Origin of the sequence: Candidatus Borkfalkia ceftriaxoniphila (assembly GCF_004134775.1) — a bacterium.
Classification (GTDB): Bacteria; Bacillota; Clostridia; order Christensenellales; family Borkfalkiaceae; genus Borkfalkia; species Borkfalkia ceftriaxoniphila.
The window spans coordinates 1,504,173-1,522,119 of the sequence record NZ_SDOZ01000002.1; the positions used below are offsets into that span (position 1 = coordinate 1,504,173).

The 17,947-nt window shown below is 52.7% G+C and carries 13 protein-coding genes, 1 tRNA gene and 1 other annotated feature; of the genes, 11 read left to right on the top strand and 3 right to left on the bottom strand.

All coding sequences use genetic code 11. The features are described from left to right. Positions 1–2: 2 nt before the first annotated feature. Both ESZ91_RS06945 and ESZ91_RS06950 read right to left on the bottom strand, forming a co-directional pair. Positions 3–341, bottom strand: a complete 339-nt coding sequence (locus ESZ91_RS06945) for a hypothetical protein (protein WP_129225511.1) — start codon at positions 339–341, stop codon at positions 3–5. 405 nt (positions 342–746) lie between these two features. Continuing rightward, positions 747–1,499 (bottom strand): DeoR/GlpR family DNA-binding transcription regulator, encoded by a 753-nt coding sequence (locus ESZ91_RS06950; protein ID WP_129225513.1) that lies wholly within the window; start codon positions 1,497–1,499, stop codon positions 747–749. A gap of 289 nt (positions 1,500–1,788) precedes the next feature. Between ESZ91_RS06950 and ESZ91_RS06955 the strand changes: the two genes are divergently transcribed. Further along, positions 1,789–3,042, top strand: a complete 1,254-nt coding sequence (locus ESZ91_RS06955) for an L-rhamnose isomerase (RefSeq protein WP_129225515.1) — start codon at positions 1,789–1,791, stop codon at positions 3,040–3,042. A gap of 75 nt (positions 3,043–3,117) precedes the next feature. Further along, complete coding sequence (locus ESZ91_RS06960) at positions 3,118–4,728, top strand: alpha-L-rhamnosidase-related protein (protein ID WP_129225517.1); 1,611 nt, start codon at positions 3,118–3,120, stop codon at positions 4,726–4,728. Positions 4,729–4,762: 34 nt separating this feature from the next. Here ESZ91_RS06960 and ESZ91_RS06965 read toward each other — a convergent pair whose 3' ends face one another. Continuing rightward, positions 4,763–6,154: an NAD(P)/FAD-dependent oxidoreductase gene (locus tag ESZ91_RS06965; protein WP_129225519.1), complete on the bottom strand. Its 1,392-nt coding sequence runs from the start codon at positions 6,152–6,154 to the stop codon at positions 4,763–4,765. 152 nt (positions 6,155–6,306) lie between these two features. Next, positions 6,307–6,558: a binding site (T-box leader), on the top strand. 54 nt (positions 6,559–6,612) lie between these two features. Here ESZ91_RS06965 and ilvB point away from each other — a divergent pair. The 9 genes from ilvB to ESZ91_RS07010 all read left to right on the top strand — a co-directional run bounded on the left by ilvB (position 6,613) and on the right by ESZ91_RS07010 (position 17,939). After that, positions 6,613–8,352, top strand: coding sequence for a biosynthetic-type acetolactate synthase large subunit (ilvB, locus tag ESZ91_RS06970; protein ID WP_129225521.1), 1,740 nt, complete (start codon positions 6,613–6,615; stop codon positions 8,350–8,352). 14 nt (positions 8,353–8,366) lie between these two features. After that, on the top strand, positions 8,367–8,867 hold the full coding sequence (gene ilvN / locus ESZ91_RS06975; protein ID WP_129226274.1) for an acetolactate synthase small subunit: 501 nt from the start codon (positions 8,367–8,369) through the stop codon (positions 8,865–8,867). Between the two features lie 104 nt (positions 8,868–8,971). Further along, on the top strand, positions 8,972–10,072 hold the full coding sequence (locus ESZ91_RS06980; RefSeq protein ID WP_129225524.1) for a tail fiber domain-containing protein: 1,101 nt from the start codon (positions 8,972–8,974) through the stop codon (positions 10,070–10,072). 23 nt (positions 10,073–10,095) lie between these two features. Beyond that, a tRNA-Val gene (locus ESZ91_RS06985) sits at positions 10,096–10,172 on the top strand. A gap of 391 nt (positions 10,173–10,563) precedes the next feature. Then, positions 10,564–10,806 (top strand): helix-turn-helix domain-containing protein, encoded by a 243-nt coding sequence (locus tag ESZ91_RS06990; RefSeq protein WP_129225526.1) that lies wholly within the window; start codon positions 10,564–10,566, stop codon positions 10,804–10,806. A gap of 114 nt (positions 10,807–10,920) precedes the next feature. Continuing rightward, positions 10,921–11,277, top strand: a complete 357-nt coding sequence (locus ESZ91_RS06995; RefSeq protein ID WP_161971093.1) for an Hpt domain-containing protein — start codon at positions 10,921–10,923, stop codon at positions 11,275–11,277. A gap of 15 nt (positions 11,278–11,292) precedes the next feature. Continuing rightward, positions 11,293–13,374 (top strand): bifunctional diguanylate cyclase/phosphohydrolase, encoded by a 2,082-nt coding sequence (locus ESZ91_RS07000; RefSeq protein ID WP_129225530.1) that lies wholly within the window; start codon positions 11,293–11,295, stop codon positions 13,372–13,374. After that, positions 13,371–16,136, top strand: coding sequence for an ATP-binding protein (locus ESZ91_RS07005; protein ID WP_129225532.1), 2,766 nt, complete (start codon positions 13,371–13,373; stop codon positions 16,134–16,136). The genes ESZ91_RS07000 and ESZ91_RS07005 overlap by 4 nt, the downstream gene beginning before the upstream one ends. Before the next feature lie 45 nt (positions 16,137–16,181). Continuing rightward, entirely contained in the window at positions 16,182–17,939 is a 1,758-nt protein-coding gene (locus ESZ91_RS07010; protein ID WP_129225534.1) for a glycoside hydrolase family 2 protein, read from the top strand. Positions 17,940–17,947 lie beyond the last annotated feature (8 nt).

Genomic DNA, 17,947 nt, shown 5'->3' on the forward strand with positions numbered 1-17,947 from the left:
TCTTAGAAAGAATCGGGTTCGGGTATGGGAACGCATTTGCCCTCGGCCATGCGTTTGCGGTAAAACAGAAAAGTTTTAACAAAGTCGTCGCGGTAGCGTTCCAAAGACTTTTCGCTTACGTTCAGTTCTTCGCTCTTTTGTTTTTCAGACAAGGAAAAGGTTTCTGTTTTCAGATAAAGAAAGGAGAATATTTTGCTCTTGTCGTCATGATTTAGATGGTCGTGCGTTTTCCAATACAGCAAACAGCGCGATATCACGTTGCGCGTTGCGGCAAAAAGCGGATTGTCGGGAAATAGGATCGCCTGCCGCATGAGATTTTCGATATCTTTTGTCGTTTCCATAAAAATCCTTTTTTTACGAACAGTATAAAGGATTTTACAGATTGGATATCGTCAGATTTTGACGATTTGTATATTTTGGATTATGTTATAATTCGTTCTGTTCGAAAATCTAACGAGGCGTGGGGTGGATTATGCAAGGGTACGTGTTTGTACAGAGTGAAGAGGAATATGAAACGGGCGAACAGCCGCAGCAAGGCAGTTGCATACGAATTGATCTTGAGGGCTTGCGTTTTTTATGCGAAAAGCTGAAGGATTACATCGAAGATTATCCCAATTATCACTTTCGTCTGAAAACGTCGGGCGGACAAAATCTTTATCTTTGTCTGCGGATCAAACAAAACTGAAAAGCGAAAGGCGCGTAATCTCGCGCCTTTCGCTTTTTGAATCTTTATCGGAATATTTTATTCAGTACACGAGCGCTATGTCGTTCGCGCGGCAAAAATCCGCGAATGCGGCGGACGGGGCTTCGTCTGTCACGATGACGTCGAAATCGGCGAGGCGGCAGATCTTAAAGGCGCACACGTTGCCGATTTTCGTATGGTCGGCGAGCAAAATATTCGTGCCCGCGTGCGGCATCACCGTGTTTTTGATGATGCATTGGTTCATGGTCGCCTCGGTCACGCCGTCCTCGGTCACGCCGCCGCACGAGCAGACCGTCGCGTCGAAATTATAATTTTCCAGTTGCCGCACGGTCATCGCGCCTTCCACCGAGTTGGAGTTGTAGTGGAGAAACCCGCCGGGCAAAAACACGTCCACGTTTTCCTTTCCCGAAAGGAACGTGACCGCCTGTATGCCCGTGGATATGACCGTCTTGTGCTGTTCGTGAAAGTGTTTGGCGAGCACGCTCACCGTCGAACTGGAATCGAGGAAAAGGGTGCGGAAAGGCTTTAAAAGGGGCAGCGCGAGCCGTGCGATCTTCTGCTTTTCCGCCTCCATTTCGTTCATGCGTATGGCGATGGACGGCTCGTCGTTGCTGTTTTCGAAGAGCACCACGCCCCCGTGAGATCTCCTCACGAGCCCGAGTTTTTCCATTTCCGCGATGTCGCGGCGCACCGTCGCCTCGCTCACGTACATCGCGCGGGCGAGCGCCGCCGTCTTTTCCGACTTGTGCGCTTTTAAATATTCGATGATTTTTTCCTGTCTTTCAAGTATAAGCATGTTTTTGTCCGTTTGTGTTTATTTATGCATGATATTGTATCATAAATCTTTTGATTTTGCAATTGAAATGACTGTATGTGATTGAATATGATTGAATATGATTGAAAATTGACTGAATTGCCGCGAAATTGTCAACAATGCGGTTTTCCTCAAAAAAAATAAAAAAAAGCGCAAATAGAAGTGACAAAATGCAAAAAAATATGTATAATTTAAGACACCGAGCGTAACTGATTTCGGTTACGCGAAAAAACAGTTTTATAACGTGAATTTTCACGTTCAGGAGGGATCCATGAGTACGATTTTTGAACAGGCAAAGGCTAAATACGCAAAATCCGGCGTAGACGTCGAAAGCGCGCTCGAAAAACTCAAAACCATTCCCGTCAGCATCCATTGCTGGCAGGGTGACGACGTCGTGGGATTCGACGGGGCGGGCGCTTTGGGCGACGGTTTGCAGATCACGGGCAACTATCCCGGCAGGGCGAGAAATTTCGAAGAACTCAAAGAGGACATCAAAAAGGCGTTTTCTTTGATTCCCGGCAAAAAGCGTTTGAATCTTCACGCCAGTTACGCGATCCTCGGCGCGGACAAGGGCAAGGTGGACAGGGACGAATATACCGCCAAATATTTCGAACCGTGGGTGGCGTTCGCCAAGGAGATCGGGCTGGACGGCATCGATTTCAACCCCACGTTCTTCTCCCATAAAAACATGAAAAACGGGCTTTCTCTCTCCTCGCCCGACGAAGAGATCCGCAAGTTCTGGATCCGTCACGGACAGGCGTGCCTGAAGATCACCGAATACCTCGCAAACGAGATGGGTACGCCCTCTCTGATGAACATCTGGATCCCCGACGGATTCAAGGACGTTCCCGCCGACAGGCTGACGCCCAGACTGCGTCTGAAAAACTCTCTGGACGAGATCCTCTCCGTGCCCTACGACAAGAACAAAGTCGTGGTCGCGGTCGAGAGCAAGGTGTTCGCCGTAGGCATAGAAAGTTATACCGTCGGCAGCAACGAATTCTATCAGAACTACGCCGCCAGCCGCGGCATCTGCTGCCTCTTGGACAACGGACATTATCATCCGCTCGAATACGTCAGCGATAAAATTCCCAGTCTGCTCGCTTTCTACGACAAGGTGGCGCTGCACGTCACGAGAGGCGTGCGTTGGGACAGCGACCACGTCGTTCTGTTCGAGGACGAACTCAAAGAGATCGCCAAAGAGATCATCCGCAACGACGCTGCGGAAAAAGTGCTCATCGGACTGGATTTCTTCGATGCGTCCATCAACCGCATCTCCGCCTGGACGGTAGGCGCGCGCAATATGCAGAAGGCGCTTTTGTGGGCGCTTCTGATGCCGCACGCTGAGCTGAAAACATTGCAGGACGAGGCGAACTTCACCAAACTGATGGTCGAGGCGGAAGAATTGAAGACGCTTCCTTTCGGCGCGGTATGGGAAGAATATCTCAAACGCTGCAACGTGGCGGGCGAGGACTGGTTCGGCGAAGTCGAAGCATACGAAAAGAAAATATTGAACGCAAGAGTATAACCCGAAACATAGTGCGATACGAAAAACCTCTCCTTCGGGGAGGTTTTTCCCGCAAGTAAGACAGGATAACAGGATATGTTGAAAAGAGACGACAGATTGAGAGACTATGTTCTTCCCGTGCGCATCGTGGCGAGCGAGAAGACGAACAACGCGAAAACGCTTTTGAACGCCGATTTGACACAGATCGGCCTGCGGGAAATGGACGTTGCCACCGTGCACAGCGGCGGGTACGTGATCCTGGATTTCGGCAGGGAATTGCAGGGCGGCGTGCGCATCCTCACCAGCGGCACCGCGGGCGAGGCGCTCGTACGCATACGCCTCGGAGAATCGGTGAGCGAGTGCTGCGCGGAACTGGGCGAAAAGGGCGCGTGCAACGATCACAGCCTGCGCGATCTGACCATTCCCATGTGCCAACTTTCCGATATGCAGTTCTGCATGAGCGGATTCCGTTTCGCACGCATCGACGTGCTGGGCGTGGGAAGCATCTGCGGGTTCAAGGCGATCTGCGCGGTATACGTGCATACGTCTTCCGTGCGCCGCGGTTCTTTCCGCTGTTCGGACGAACTCGTCAACCGCATTTTCGATACGGCGGCGTACACGGTGGAATTGTGCATGCAGACGTATATCTGGGACGGCATCAAGCGCGACCGTCTCGTGTGGGTGGGCGACCTGCACCCCGAAACGCGCGCCATCGCGGCGCTTTACGGGAACGACGACATCATTCCCCGCTCTCTCGATTTCGAAAAGGCGCAGAGCCCTTTGCCCGCGTGGATGAACGATTTTCCCCAGTACTCCATGTGGTGGATCATCATATTGAACGACTATTTCATGTCGTGCGGCAACCGCGCGTATCTCGAGGCGCAGAAAGATTATTTCGAAGGGCTGTTGAAACAACTCGACAAATGCGTCTTTGAAAACGGCGATTTCGATTTCGGGTTCAATTTCGTCGATTGGCCCACGCACGAGCAGCCCGACGAGCCCGAGGGCGTGCGTTCGCTTTGCAAACTTTGCGCACTCAAAGCGGAAAATCTCTGTCACGTTCTGGGACTGGACGATTCGGTCGCCAAGGGCATCTACAATAAACTTTCCAGAAAGAGCGACGAAATCATCGACAAAAAGCAGATCGCGGCGCTCAAATATCTTTCGCATACCGCGCTCACCGCACACGAAAAGGCGGTGCTGTGCGAGGGCGGGGCGCACGGGTTCTCCACGTTCATGAGTTCGTACATCCTCTCCGCACTCACCGACAATGCGGGGCTTTGCGAGGCGCTCTCCGCCATGCGCACCTACTACGGCGGTATGCTGGAAATGGGAGCGACTACCTTTTGGGAAGATTTCGATATCGACTGGATGGAAAACACCGCGCCGCTCACGCGCCTTCCCGAAGAGGGCGAACGCGACATTCACGGCGATTTCGGCAAATACTGCTACGTGGGCTTCCGTCACAGTTTCTGTCACGGCTGGTCCGCGGGCGTCGTGCCGTTTATTTTCGATAAAGTGCTGGGCGTGGAATCGTTGGCGGAAGGCGGCAAAAAACTGCGCGTCCGTCCCGATTTAGGCGATCTGACCTTTATCGAGGGCGTGGTCCCCACCGCGTACGGCGACGTGAAGATCCGCTGCGACAAAAAGGGCGCCAACGTCGAAGTGAAGATCGACGCTCCCCCGCAAGTGGAAATCATCCGATAAACGAAAAGGACGCAGCCAAGGCTGCGTCCTTTGTTTAATTCAGTATTTTATGCGCCATGTGTACGCCCATGACCGAAGCCATCATCAGTCCGCGCGTCCAACCGCTCGAATCGCCCAGACAGTGGAGGTTCTTTACGTTGGTGTTCAGATCGTCGTCCATTTTCACTTTATTGCTGTAAAATTTCAGTTCGGGGGAATACAGCAGCGTTTCGCCCGAGGCGAACCCCGGCACGACCTTATCGACGGCGGCGATAAAGTTGATGATATTGATCATCGCGCGGTAGGGCATCGCCGAGGTGATGTCGCCCGCAACCGCGTCGGGCAGGGTGGGGATCACGTTGCCGCGCATCAGTTCGTCCTGCCAGGTACGCTTTCCGTCCAGAATGTCGCCGTAGCGCTGCACCATGATCTTTCCGTCGCCCAGCATGTTCGTGAGTTCGCCCACTTTCTGCGCGTAGGCGATGGGCTGGTTGAAGGGTTCGCAGAAATTGTGCGAGCACAGGATCGCGAGGTTGGTGTTCGCGGATTTCTTTTCTTTATAGGAATGCCCGTTGACCACCGCCAGATGATTGTCGTAATTTTCCTGGCTGACGAACCCGCCCGGATTCTGGCAAAAGGTGCGCACTTTATTCTTGAATGGGTGGGGATAGCCGATGAGTTTGCTTTCGTATAATACGTTGTTGACGTTTTCCATCACCTCATTGCGCACTTCCACGCGCACGCCGATATCCACCGTGCCAGGCTGGTGGGCGATGTTGTGCTCGGCGCACAGTTTTTCCAGCCAATCCGCGCCGCGCCGTCCCGTCGCCACGATCACTTTTTCCGCCGAAACTGCGCGTTCGCCCGTCTTATCCTTCAAGACCGCGCCCGTGCACACGCCGTTTTCGATGACCACGTTCACGCATTCGCACCCGAACAGCACGTCCACGCCGTAATCTTCCAGTTTTTTTTCGATGGCAAAATAAATTTTCTGCGCCTTTTCCGTACCGAGGTGGCGGATGGGGCAGTCGACGAGTTTCAGCCCCGCCGCGATGGCGCGCTTGCGAATTTGGGCGACCTCGTCCTTTTTCTCCACGCCTTCCACGTGCGTATCGGCGCCGAATTCCAGATAGATCCGATCGGTATAATCGATGAGCGCCTGCGCCTTCGCCGCGCCCACGAGGTCGGGAAAATCGCCGCCCACTTCGCAACTCAAAGAGAGTTTTCCGTCGGAAAACGCGCCCGCGCCCGAAAATCCCGTGGTGATATGGCAGTAGGGCTTGCAGTCCACGCATTTTTGCGTCTTTACTTTGGGGCAGGCGCGATTTTCGATGGCGGCGCCCTTTTCCGCGATGGCGATCTTGCCCGCAAAACCTTTGCGCTTCAACTCCAAAGCGGTAAAAATGCCGGCGGGGCCGGCTCCGATGACGAGTACGTCGTATTTCATGATTTTCCTCCCGTAGATTTCAAAACCCGATATATACTACACGAAAGCGCCCGCTTTGTCAATCCTTTTTCGACAAATTGCACGGACGCGCCGTAAAATTTGCAAAAAAAGTGTTGACAGCGATGAAAATTTATGGTACTATGTTAAAAAATGTAAAGGCTGAGACGGGGAGGAGTAACTTCGTTTCGCGGGGAACAGAGAAAAGACGGTCGGTGCGAGTCTTGCCTGCGGCGGTGTGAAGGTAGCCCAAGAGCTTTGGACCCAAAGGAGCGATCCGAGTAGATTTCAACGGTGTTTTCCGCCGTTATCGGGAAAGCGGTATCGAAACGAAAGTTTCCGTATCGGCAGAGTGCGGGGCGGTCGCCCCGAATTCAGGTGGTAACACGATGCAAGTCGCCCTGAACATATGTAGATATGTTCGGGGCTTTTTTATAGCAGAAATACGGAGGTATGTCAATATGAACATAAAAGGCACACAGTTGTTTGTCAAAGCGCTGCGCGAGGAAAAAGTGGATACGCTGTTCGCTTATCCCGGCGGCATGGCGATCGACCTGTTCGACGCCATTTACGGAGAGCGTTCGTTCGAGGTCGTTCTGCCCCGACACGAGCAGGGGCTCGTGCACGCGGCGGACGGCTATGCCCGCGCCACGGGCAAGACGGGCGTCTGCCTCGTCACGAGCGGTCCGGGAGCGACCAACCTCGTCACGGGCATCGCCACCGCCAATTACGACAGCGTGCCTCTCGTCTGCTTTACGGGGCAGGTCCCCACCAACCTCATCGGCAACGACGCCTTTCAGGAAGTGGACATCGTGGGCATCTGCCGCAGTATCTGCAAATACGCCGTGACGGTCAGAAAGAGAGAAGATCTGGGCCGCATCATCAAAGAGGCGTTCTATATCGCAAAAACGGGCAAACCCGGGCCCGTGCTCGTGGATATCCCCAAGGATATCCAACTCGCGCTCGGCTCCGACGAATATCCCGCGGAAGTCAACATCCGCGGCTACAAGCCCTCGACGGGCGTGCATATCGGCCAACTCAAACGCGCGGCGGAGATGCTCGCACAGGCGAAAAGGCCGCTGTTTCTCATCGGCGGCGGCGTCGTCGTGTCCCGCGCGGGCGCGGAACTGACCGAACTTGCCGAGCGCACGGGCGTTCCCGTCATCACGACCATCATGGGCAAGGGCGCGATCTCCACAGATCACCCGCTGTATATCGGCAATATCGGCATGCACGGCAACGTGGCGTCCAATACCGCCGTTTCCGAATGCGATCTGCTCTTTTCGGTGGGCACGCGTTTCAACGACCGCATTACGGGAAAGATCAGCGAATTTGCCAAGAACGCCCAGATCGTGCATATCGACATCGACGCGGCGTCCATTTCGCGCAATATCGTCGTGGACGTGCCCATCGTGGCGGATGCGCGGGAAGCGCTTTCCAAATTTCTGGAAATCGTCAAGATTCCAAAAAATATCGAAGAGTGGACGAAGCGTCTGCAAAAACTCCGCGACGAAAAGCCCATCGTCATGCGCGCCAAGAGCGAACTGACGCCCCAGCGCATTTTACAGGAGATCAACGATGCGTACAGCGATTTTATCGCCGTGACCGACGTGGGGCAGAACCAGATGTGGGCGACGCAGTTTTTGAAAATGACGGGCAAGAGCCGCCTTCTCACTTCTGGCGGGCTGGGTACCATGGGCTACGGGCTGCCCGCGGCGCTCGGCGCGAAACTGGGCTGCCCCGATCAGGACGTGGTGTGCATCACGGGCGACGGCGGCGTGCAGATGAACATTCAGGAACTTGCGACCGCGGGCTGTCTGGGCGTTCCCTTCACCGTGTGCATCCTGAACAATTCCTATCTCGGAAACGTGCGCCAGTGGCAGAAAATGTTTTTCGGGGGCAGATATTCGTGCACGTGCCTGCGAAGGCGCCGCACCTGTCCCGCAGACTGCTCCTCGCCCTGCGACGACTGCCCTCCGTATATTCCCGATTTCGTGAAACTTGCGGAAAGTTACGGCGCCGTCGGGATCCGCGTGGAAAAGGCGGAGGATGTGCGCGCCGCGCTCGAAACCGCCAAAGCGAACAAACATTCGCCGACGGTGATCGAGTTTATCATCGAAAAAGAAACGAATATATTACCCATGGTTCCGGGCGGGAACGCGCTTTCGGAAATGATTTACGACATGGACGAGGAGGGTTGAGCATGGACAGCGCTATGAAAAAGAGATGGATCTCATTATATGTGGAAAACGACGTGGGCGTGCTCGCCAAGATATCGGGCTTGTTTTCGGGCAAATCGTACAATCTGACCAGCCTCACCGTCGGGGAGACCGAGGACGAAACAGTCTCGCGCATGACCATCAGCCTGATCAGCGACGACAAGACTTTCGAGCAGGTGAAAAAGCAACTTAACCGCTCGGTGGAAGTTATCAAAGTTTTGGATTTTACCGAAACCGCCATTCATAAAAAAGAAATTTTGTTCGTCAAACTCCGCAGCCTGAAAAAGGACGAAATGGAGGAAGTGTTCCGCATCGCCGCGGTGTTCGGGCTGACTGCCGCCGATTACGACAAGTCCACCGTCATTTTCGAGTGCGCCAAGACCGAGTCGGAAAACGACGAGATCCTACGCCTGTTCAAAAAATATTATCTCAGCCGCATGGAAGTCGTCCGCGGCGGCTCGGTCGCCGTCGAGGCGATCAGCAAAGCCGAACGCTGAAAAAAACGCCCGTATCTCAACGGGCGTTTTTTTGTCAGTTATAATCGAAAATCCCGCCGCGCGGTGGTATAATCGACTCGTAAACACGGGGAGGTATCACTTATATGTCAGTTACGAATTATGCCACGGCGGAAACAATAAAATGCGTCGTCGACGGGGAGATCGTACCCGCTAGATCCGCGGCGGCGGACAAAGTGGCGCACGCGCTTTCGCTCAGCGTCAACGGTCGGGCGGCAGGCTCGTTCGACGGCTCCGAGGAAGTTTCATTGGATATTCAGACGGCGACGGCGATCGTCGAGCGCTTGTCGGAACTTCCCGAAGCGGGCGAGACGAGCGCGGATATCGTGGGGCTGGAAAACGAAACGTGCGTCAAGCAGAAATCGGGCGACGCTTATTCCTACGCGAGCGTCATCGTCAGGGATACGGATAAGATCGCCGTCGGCAAGAGCGCGGAGGCGCCCGCGATGAACAGCATTTCGGTGGGCGTGCAGGCGATCTGTTCGGGGATCAACGGCATCAGTATCGGCAGAAAATCGGCGGCGACGATCACGGAGGCGCTTGCGATCGGTTCGGCGGCCATGGCAAAACAGATCAATTCGATCGCCGTTGGCAAGGGGGCGCTTGCCGAAGGCGACGCCGCCGTCGCGGTGGGGAAAGTGGCGCACGCCACGGCGGCGAATTCCATCGCGCTCGGTCAGGGCGCGACAGCCGATACAGCAAATACGATTTGTCTGGGGAACGATAAGATCGCCGCTCTGAACTGTCAGGTAGATCTGAGCGTCACTTCCGACGAGCGCGACAAAGCAGATATCGAAGAACTGGACAAGGAAAAGGCGCTCGAATTTATCGGGCGCGTGCAGGCGGTGCGCTACGTTAACAACCGACGTTCCTATTATGCCGAAGAGGGGAAAAAATACGATAGAGAGGCGCACGGGCGCGGCGAGAAAAAGGGGAAAAGAAAGCGCGTGGGCGTGCTCGCGCAGCAAGTGCAGAAAGAACTTTTCAGACTTTTCAGTACGGACAATTTCGCCGATATCGTCAACGACGACCTGTACGACGCGCCCGAGCGGAAGGGGACGGAAGAGAACCTGCTGACGGTGCGCTATTCGGCGTTTATTCCTTTTTTGATCGCGTCCGTGCAGGCGCTCGGTGAAAAAGTGCGCATTCTCGAAGAAAAAATCGTTGACAAATCCGCGCAAAAGTAGTATCATATTTACTGCAAGAGCGCGGGGGTGTAGCTCAGTTGGTTAGAGCGCATGTTTCACATACATGAGGTCATAGGTTCGAGCCCTACCATCCCCACCAATTCGTTCGTAAAGCGAACGCGCAGAAAAGTCCGTTACAAAGTAACGGACTTTTTTTATTGCCATGGATCACCGTGCGTTTGTTTTTTGAATGTTTGTAGTTGCGATGCTCTCTCTTTTTTAACCGCGTCCATATCGTCGGGCGTATCGGCACGATTTGATTTGCGAAGATTTTTCATGTTCCGCATCTAATAAATTTCTCAGATCACGATCGTCCGTGATTTTAATTTTAACGCGCGTTGCCATACGGATACTATAACATATAAATTTATATAGTCAAACCGAAGGACATCTCGGGCTATCAAGAAGACAAAAAGATTGCCAAAATTTGGTTATATTACAAAATTTGGGTATAGTAATATATTTATGACTGACAAAGGAGTAAATATATTATGGAACCGTATCTTGCACTTATAACTCGTATCAATGAACTCATGGCCCGTAAGGGAATGACGATGTATCAATTGGCGCGCCGCAGCGCGATTCCGCATTCGACTTTATCGAGCATTTTAAACGGACAGACGAAAAATACGGGATTTTTGAACATCATCAATATTTGCAGAGGATTGGAGATCACTCTGCAGGATTTTTTCGATTCTCATCTTTTCACTCCCGAAAATTTATTGGATAATTGAAGCGAAAAACCCCACATCTTTTGCGGCGCCTTATTTTAGATATTTGTTGACAAATGCCTCCGAAGATGGTAACATGGGGGTGTTATGATAATATTTAAAAAAGATAAGGAATCAATGGATATTAATGAATTTTACAGGGAGATCGGGGTGGACGCGAAAGACGTTCTGAACCGTCTTGGCAGCGTGGTTCTGATAAAAAAATACCTCAACAAGTTTGCCAAAGACGGCACGTTTGCCGATTTGAAAAAGGGGATCGCGGAAAAAGACTATCAAGCGGCTTTTCGCGCGGCGCATACCTTGAAGGGCATCTGCCTTAATCTCGAATTATTACCCTTGAGCGAAATATCCGTGAACTTGACGGACATACTGCGCAATTACACTCCCGATCGCGAAAGCGATCTCAATGGAACGTTTGAAAGTTTTTCCAAAGCATATTCGGAAATCGTCGCAAAACTCGAAAACTTGCAGTAGGTCGGAGCGCAAAAGATGAAAAATTCCAAAAAGAAGATACTGATTACGGACGACTCGGAGATCAACCGTTCTATTTTGTCGGATATGCTCGAAGACGAATTCGAAATTATCGAGGCGGAAAACGGATTGCAAGCGGTGTCCTCCCTGCAAAAATACGGCGACGAGATCTCGCTGGTTTTATTGGATATCGTTATGCCCGAAATGGACGGGTTCGAAGTTCTGGCGATCATGAATAAAAACCATTGGATCGAAGACATACCCGTCATCATGATCACGGCGGAAAATACGCCTTCGTACGTCGAACGCGCGTACGATCTGGGGATCACGGATTTCATCAACCGTCCATTTGACGGCCGTATCGTGCATCGCCGCGTCATCAATACCATCATGCTCTATTCCAAGCAGAAGAAATTGGTGGGGCTTGTCGCCGACCAGATCTACGAAAAGGAAAAACAGAGCAGTCTGATGATCGAGATCCTCAGCAATATCGTGGAATTTAGAAACGGCGAGAGCGGGCTGCACGTTCTGCATATCCATATTCTCACCGAACTTCTGCTGGGCCAACTGATCCGAAAGACCGACCGCTATAAACTTTCGCATTCGGATATTTCGCTCATCGGTATCGCGTCGGCACTGCATGATATCGGCAAGATCGTCATTCCCGAAACCATCCTCAACAAACCCGGCAGTCTGACTGCCGAAGAGTTCGAAATCGTCAAAAAGCACCCGGCGGCGGGCGCGGCGATGCTGAAAAATCTGCCTTTCCGCCAAAACGAACCGTTGGTCAGGACGGCGTATCAGATCTGCCGATGGCACCACGAGCGATTTGACGGCAAGGGATATCCCGACGGATTGGCGGGGGACGAGATCCCCATCGCCGCGCAGGTGGTCGCGCTTGCGGACGTTTACGACGCGCTGTCGAGCAAGCGCGTTTATAAGGACGCCTTTTGGCACGAAAAGACGCTCGAAATGATTTTGGGCGGCGAATGCGGAGCGTTCAACCCCTTGCTTTTGGAATGTTTAAACGACATTTCCGACGTGTTGCAGGGAGAATTAAAAGTCAATTCGCTTGTCGATTTCAATAGAAACGAAGTGCGCAATATCACCGACGAAATGATCAAGCACGAGGAATTATCCGCTTCCGAGCGCACGCTGCGCCTTTTGGAACATGAGCGGACGAAATATCGGTTTTTCGCGTCCATGTCCAACGAAGTGCAGTTCGAATATACCGTTTCGCCCGCGATGGTCACGGTTTCCGAGGGCGGAGCGAAGCAACTGGGAATATCGGAATTCATTATGAATCCGTTCGAGGATAAAGAAATCAATTCCGTATTCCGCGCCGACGATCTGAAACATATGGAAACGGCGCTGAAAAGCACAACGCCGCGGGAGCCGGTCATCCAGCGCGTCTGTAAAATATTCGTGAAAGGGGAAGCCCGCTGGTGCCGCATCATCGCCCGTTCGATGTGGTCGGCGGACGATATCCCGCAGTTTATCGGAGCCATCGGCAAATTGGTGGACATTACTGACGAGCAGCGGAGATTGACGAATCTCGAAAAAATGGCGCATCACGACACGCTCACGGGGCTTTTGAACAGCGTTGCCGCCAAGGCACAGATCCTTGAAAGGCTCAAAAAAAATCCCGGGTCAAAATTCGCGCTCATCATCGTAGACGTCGATTATTTCAAACAAGTGAACGACGGATACGGACACCTGTTCGGGGACGAGATCCTCAAAATTATCGCGGATAAGATCTCGCAAAACGTGACGCCCGACGACGTGGCGGCCCGTATCGGCGGCGACGAGTTTTTATTGTTCGTAAAATTCGAAAAGGATATCGAGGGGCGCATAGAAGGAATCTTCGAAATACTGGCAGCCAATAAACAGGCCTTCCGTGTTTCGGTGAGCATGGGCGTCGCCGTCATCGACGGGAAAAACGTGCGTTACGAAACGCTTTTTCATCGGGCGGATCAGGCGCTGTACGCCTCCAAGCGTGCGGGGCGCGGCACTTACCGTATTTACGACGAGAGCATGTGCAATATGTTTTCGGCGCTCTCGCCCATCGACGGAGAAGTCGAAAAGGGGCTGCAACCGTGAAAAACGTAATCAGAAAGATCGCGCGAACTTTCGGGCTGCTGCTTTTATTTTTCGTTTTCACCGTGCAGTTGATGCCGTTCGCGCCTTCGCACGCGGAAGAGACAGCGTCCGTTCTCAAAGTCGCCTTCCCGATCGTGGAAGGGATCAGCGAAAAGACAGCCGACGGAAAATATACGGGCCTTATGGTCGATTATCTCAATGAAATTTCCAATTATACGGGTTGGAAATACGATTACGTGGACGTGACCGACGTTTCCGATATGCTCAAAGATTTTACGGACGGAAAATATGACTTGTTGGGCGGCGCCTATTATATGAAATCGCTCGAAGGCATATACGGATACCCCCGATACAATATGGGGTACAGCAAATCCGTACTTTTGGCGCGTTGGGAAGACGAGAGCGTTCAAAGTTTCGATCTGAAAACCTTTAACGGCAAAAAAATCGGCGTTTATACCAACGCCAAGGAAAATATCCGTCGCCTGAAACAATATTTGGCGATGAACGATTTAACCTGCGAGATCGTCGAATATCAATACGCAGACCTTTCCGAGGACGGGAATTTATATAAATTTCTCGCAGACGGCAGCGTGGATCTGCTGTTGGGAAACAGCAACGATATCGGAAAAGGCTTCCGCAGCGTGGCAATGTTCGAATCGCAGCCCTATTATATCGTCACGCAGCCCGATGCCGCGGAATTATTAAAAGAACTCAACGATGCGTTGGGAAAGATCTATTCTTCCAATCCGAGTTTCGCGGAAGAACGGTACAAAGCCAATTTCGGGGATATCATTTCGGAAAATATCAAACTCAACGACGAGGAACTGGAATATATTAAAAACAACCCCGTTGTGAAGGTCGCCGTGCCGAGAGAAGCGCATCCGCTGTTCTGTGTAAATCAAAATGCGGGGCACAGCGGCATTCTTCCCGAAGTACTCGAAAAGATAACGCTTAACACAGGTCTTCAATTCGAATACGTACAGGGAAAAAATTATTCCGAAACCATACGTATCGTACAGAACGGGCAGGCGGATATTTTAGGATTTTTCCTCGACGATCAAAGCGCGGCGGACGCTGCCGGATTCGCGGTGACCAGATCGTACGCTTCCGTCTACCGCACGCTGGTGCGGAACAAAAAGGTCAGTTACCCTTCCAAGGGGCTTACCGTAGCCATTGTCGAGGGACGGCAGAAACCCGATGAGATCGACGCGGAAGTAAAATATTATCCCGATATGCCGTCAGCGCTCCGCGCCGTCAACCGAGGCGAAGTCGAACTTGCGTGCGGCATTTCCGCGCAGATTGAGAGGCAGATACAAGAGGAGCACTTTACCAATCTTGTGCCGGTGGCGTTGGCGGACAGTACCGAAACGCTCAATTTCGCGGTGAAGAAGCCTGCCAAGACGCAACTTTTCACTATTTTGAACAAAGCCGTCGGTATGATGAGCGAAGAGGAGATCGCCTCCATCGTCAACCGAAATATCGAATCTGTCGGCATCGGCACTTATACTCTGACGGACTTTATCTATTCCAATCCTTTCGCCTTTCTCACCATTATGTGCGCGTTGCTGCTGTTGACCGTGGCGATCATTATTATCGTGGCGGTTTTCCGCGTGCGTTCCGCGAACATGGAACTCGCGCTGGAAAAATCAGACGCAGATAACCGTGCGAAAAGCGAGTTTCTCTCGCGCATGAGCCATGAGATCAGAACTCCCATGAACGCAGTCATCGGTCTGACGGATCTGACCGCCATGCAGGAGGGCGTTCCCGAACCCGTTCGCGATAATCTGTTCAAGATCCGTTCCTCCGCGCATTATCTCATATCGCTTCTGAACGATATACTCGATATGAGCCGCATCGGAAACGATATGCTCGCCATCGGCAACGAACCTTTTTCTCTGTCGCAGATGCTTGACGAAATGAACAGCATGATGACGGCGGAGGCGCAGCGCCGCGGCATCTCGCTGACCGTAGAGAACGAAGTAAAGGACGACGTGCTTTCGGGCGACTGTATCCGGCTGCGGCAGGTACTGACCAATCTTGTTTCCAACGCGGTAAAATTTACGCCCGCGGGCGGAAGAGTGAACGTGCGCGTAAAATCGGAAGAAAAAGGTTTCGTTTCCTTTTCCGTCGAGGATACGGGCGTGGGGATCGCGCAGGAGGACTGCGAACGCATTTTTCTGCCTTTCGAACAGGCGGGCAACAGTTATGCAAAGAGTCAGGGAACGGGCTTGGGGCTTTCCATCAGCCGCTCTATCGTCGAACTGATGGGCGGCACGCTGCAAGTAAAAAGCGTCGTGGGGCAGGGCAGTGAATTTTATTTCACCATTCCGCTGGATTCCGCGGAAGAGGTCGCAATGCCGCAGGTGTCTGAAGAGGGCGATTTTTTGGAGGGCATGCGCGTGCTGATTGCGGAGGACAACGATCTCAACGCCGAGATCGCGCAGGACATTCTCGGAATGGTGGGCGCCAAAGTAACTCGAGTGGCGGACGGCTTGCAGGCCGTCGAAGAAATTGCCCGCAACGGCGGACAGTACGACGCGGTCCTCATGGATATCCAGATGCCCGAAATGAACGGTCTGGACGCGACGCGAAAGATCCGCGAGATGCACACGCCGTACGCCCGTATCCCCATCATCGCCATGACCGCCAACACCTTTCAGGAAGATACAGACGCGGCGCTCGCGGCGGGCATGAATGATTTCGTATCCAAACCGATCGATATCAATATTTTATACAACGCCTTAAAAGAGGCGAAAAAATAAAAAATCCGGCGCGAGGCGCTGTCCGGATGGTTGTGTGAGGTAAAAATGAAACACACTTTAAGTTATATCGAGGGGCATCCGAGGCCGCAATTCACGCGTCGCGCCTTTATATCGCTTGACGGGGAATGGGACTTTTGTTTCGATGAAAAAAATTGCGGAAAAGCGGATCGTTTCTATCGGGATTTCCCCGCAAAACCGAGAAAAATACGCGTTCCCTACGCTTACCAGAGCGAGGCGAGCGGCATAGGCGAAGAGAGAAAATGCGACGTCGTCTGGTATCGGAAAAGAACGAAGGTCAGCGTCCCCGCAGGTAAGCGCGCGCTTTTACATTTCGAGGGCGCGGACTATCTTGCCGAAGTCTGGATAAACGGCGCATTTGTCGGCAGCCATAAGGGAGCGTACGCGCGCTTTACCTTCGACATATCTGAGTATCTGTCGGGAGAAGATGCGGAGATCGTCGTGCGCAGCGAGGATACGGAATCGTGTGCGCAGCCGCGCGGAAAGCAAAAGTGGGAGGCGCGGCCTTTCGGTTGCTGGTACACCGAAACGACGGGCATCTGGAAGAGCGTATGGCTGGAATACGTAGGGAAGAGTTATCTCGAGCGCGCCAAGATCACGGCGGATATTTCCGACTATTCCGCGAGATTCGAGTACGATATCGCGGGTTTTCGGGACGATCTCCGGCTGAAAACGAGGATTTCGTTTAACGGAACGACCGTCGCGGAGGACGAATGCGCCGTGTGCCGCCCGCATGTCGCTCAAACTTTCGATCTGACTTCGGAAACAGATCCGTTCAAAAAACATTTCTGGTTTCCGCACGCGCCCGAATTGTACGACGTGGAATATTTCCTGTATGAAAACGGGAAGGAGATCGACCGAGCCGCATCCTATTTCGGGCTGGTCGGTTATAAAACGGAACAAAACAACGTGACGGTCAACGACTATCCCGTGTATTTGAAAATGGTGCTCGATCAGGGCTATTTCCCGCGCGGCTGGTACACGCCCGACGAAGAGCAGATCGTAAACGACGTGCAGGCGGTGCGCGCGCTGGGCCTCAACGGCGTCCGCAAGCATCAGAAGATCGAGGACGAACGCTTTTATTATTACTGCGACGTACTCGGGCTGTACGTATGGCTGGAAATGCCCTCCGCGTTCGAGTATTCTGACGGGGCTGCCGTAGAATTTACCGCCCAGTGGCTGGAGATCCTGCGACAGTACGAAAATCATCCGTCGATCATGGCGCTCGTTCCCTTTAACGAAAGTTGGGGCATTCCGCAGGTGTTTTCCGATCTTCGGCAGCAGGATTTTTCGCGCGGCGTTTATCGCCTGAGCAAAGCGTTGCTGCCCGAAAAACTCGTGATTTCCAACGACGGATGGGAGCATACCGAAAGCGACGTCGTGACCCTGCACAATTACGCCGAAAACGGCGAACAACTCAAAGCGGTATATGATTCGTTGGAGGACGCCCTGCAAAACAACAAGACGGCGGGCGTTCCGCACAAATTCGCCTTCGCAAAGGGATTTTCGTATGCGGGCCAGCCTGTGATGCTCTCGGAATTTGCGGGCATCAGTTTCGAAAAGGACCGCGCGAAGGGCTGGGGCTACGGCGAACCCGTCAAGGACGAGCAGAGTTTTCTCGCGCGCCTATCCTCCCTCGTATCCGCCGTCCGCGCGGAAAAGGGCTTTTGCGGCTACTGCATAACGCAACTGACGGACGTGCAGCACGAGATCAACGGGCTGTTCGATTTTCAGCGGCGCTGCAAAGTGGATCAGGAAAAATTAAAACGAATTTTCTCGGAATAACGAAAAAA

Coding starts and splice junctions, on each gene's coding strand:
- ESZ91_RS06945 (WP_129225511.1), bottom strand. CDS start 341: ATGGAAACGACAAAAGATATCGAAAATCTCATGCGGCAGGCGATCCTA.
- ESZ91_RS06950 (WP_129225513.1), bottom strand. CDS start 1,499: ATGCTTATACTTGAAAGACAGGAAAAAATCATCGAATATTTAAAAGCG.
- ESZ91_RS06955 (WP_129225515.1), top strand. CDS start 1,789: ATGAGTACGATTTTTGAACAGGCAAAGGCTAAATACGCAAAATCCGGC.
- ESZ91_RS06960 (WP_129225517.1), top strand. CDS start 3,118: ATGTTGAAAAGAGACGACAGATTGAGAGACTATGTTCTTCCCGTGCGC.
- ESZ91_RS06965 (WP_129225519.1), bottom strand. CDS start 6,154: ATGAAATACGACGTACTCGTCATCGGAGCCGGCCCCGCCGGCATTTTT.
- ilvB (WP_129225521.1), top strand. CDS start 6,613: ATGAACATAAAAGGCACACAGTTGTTTGTCAAAGCGCTGCGCGAGGAA.
- ilvN (WP_129226274.1), top strand. CDS start 8,367: ATGAAAAAGAGATGGATCTCATTATATGTGGAAAACGACGTGGGCGTG.
- ESZ91_RS06980 (WP_129225524.1), top strand. CDS start 8,972: ATGTCAGTTACGAATTATGCCACGGCGGAAACAATAAAATGCGTCGTC.
- ESZ91_RS06990 (WP_129225526.1), top strand. CDS start 10,564: ATGGAACCGTATCTTGCACTTATAACTCGTATCAATGAACTCATGGCC.
- ESZ91_RS06995 (WP_161971093.1), top strand. CDS start 10,921: ATGGATATTAATGAATTTTACAGGGAGATCGGGGTGGACGCGAAAGAC.
- ESZ91_RS07000 (WP_129225530.1), top strand. CDS start 11,293: ATGAAAAATTCCAAAAAGAAGATACTGATTACGGACGACTCGGAGATC.
- ESZ91_RS07010 (WP_129225534.1), top strand. CDS start 16,182: ATGAAACACACTTTAAGTTATATCGAGGGGCATCCGAGGCCGCAATTC.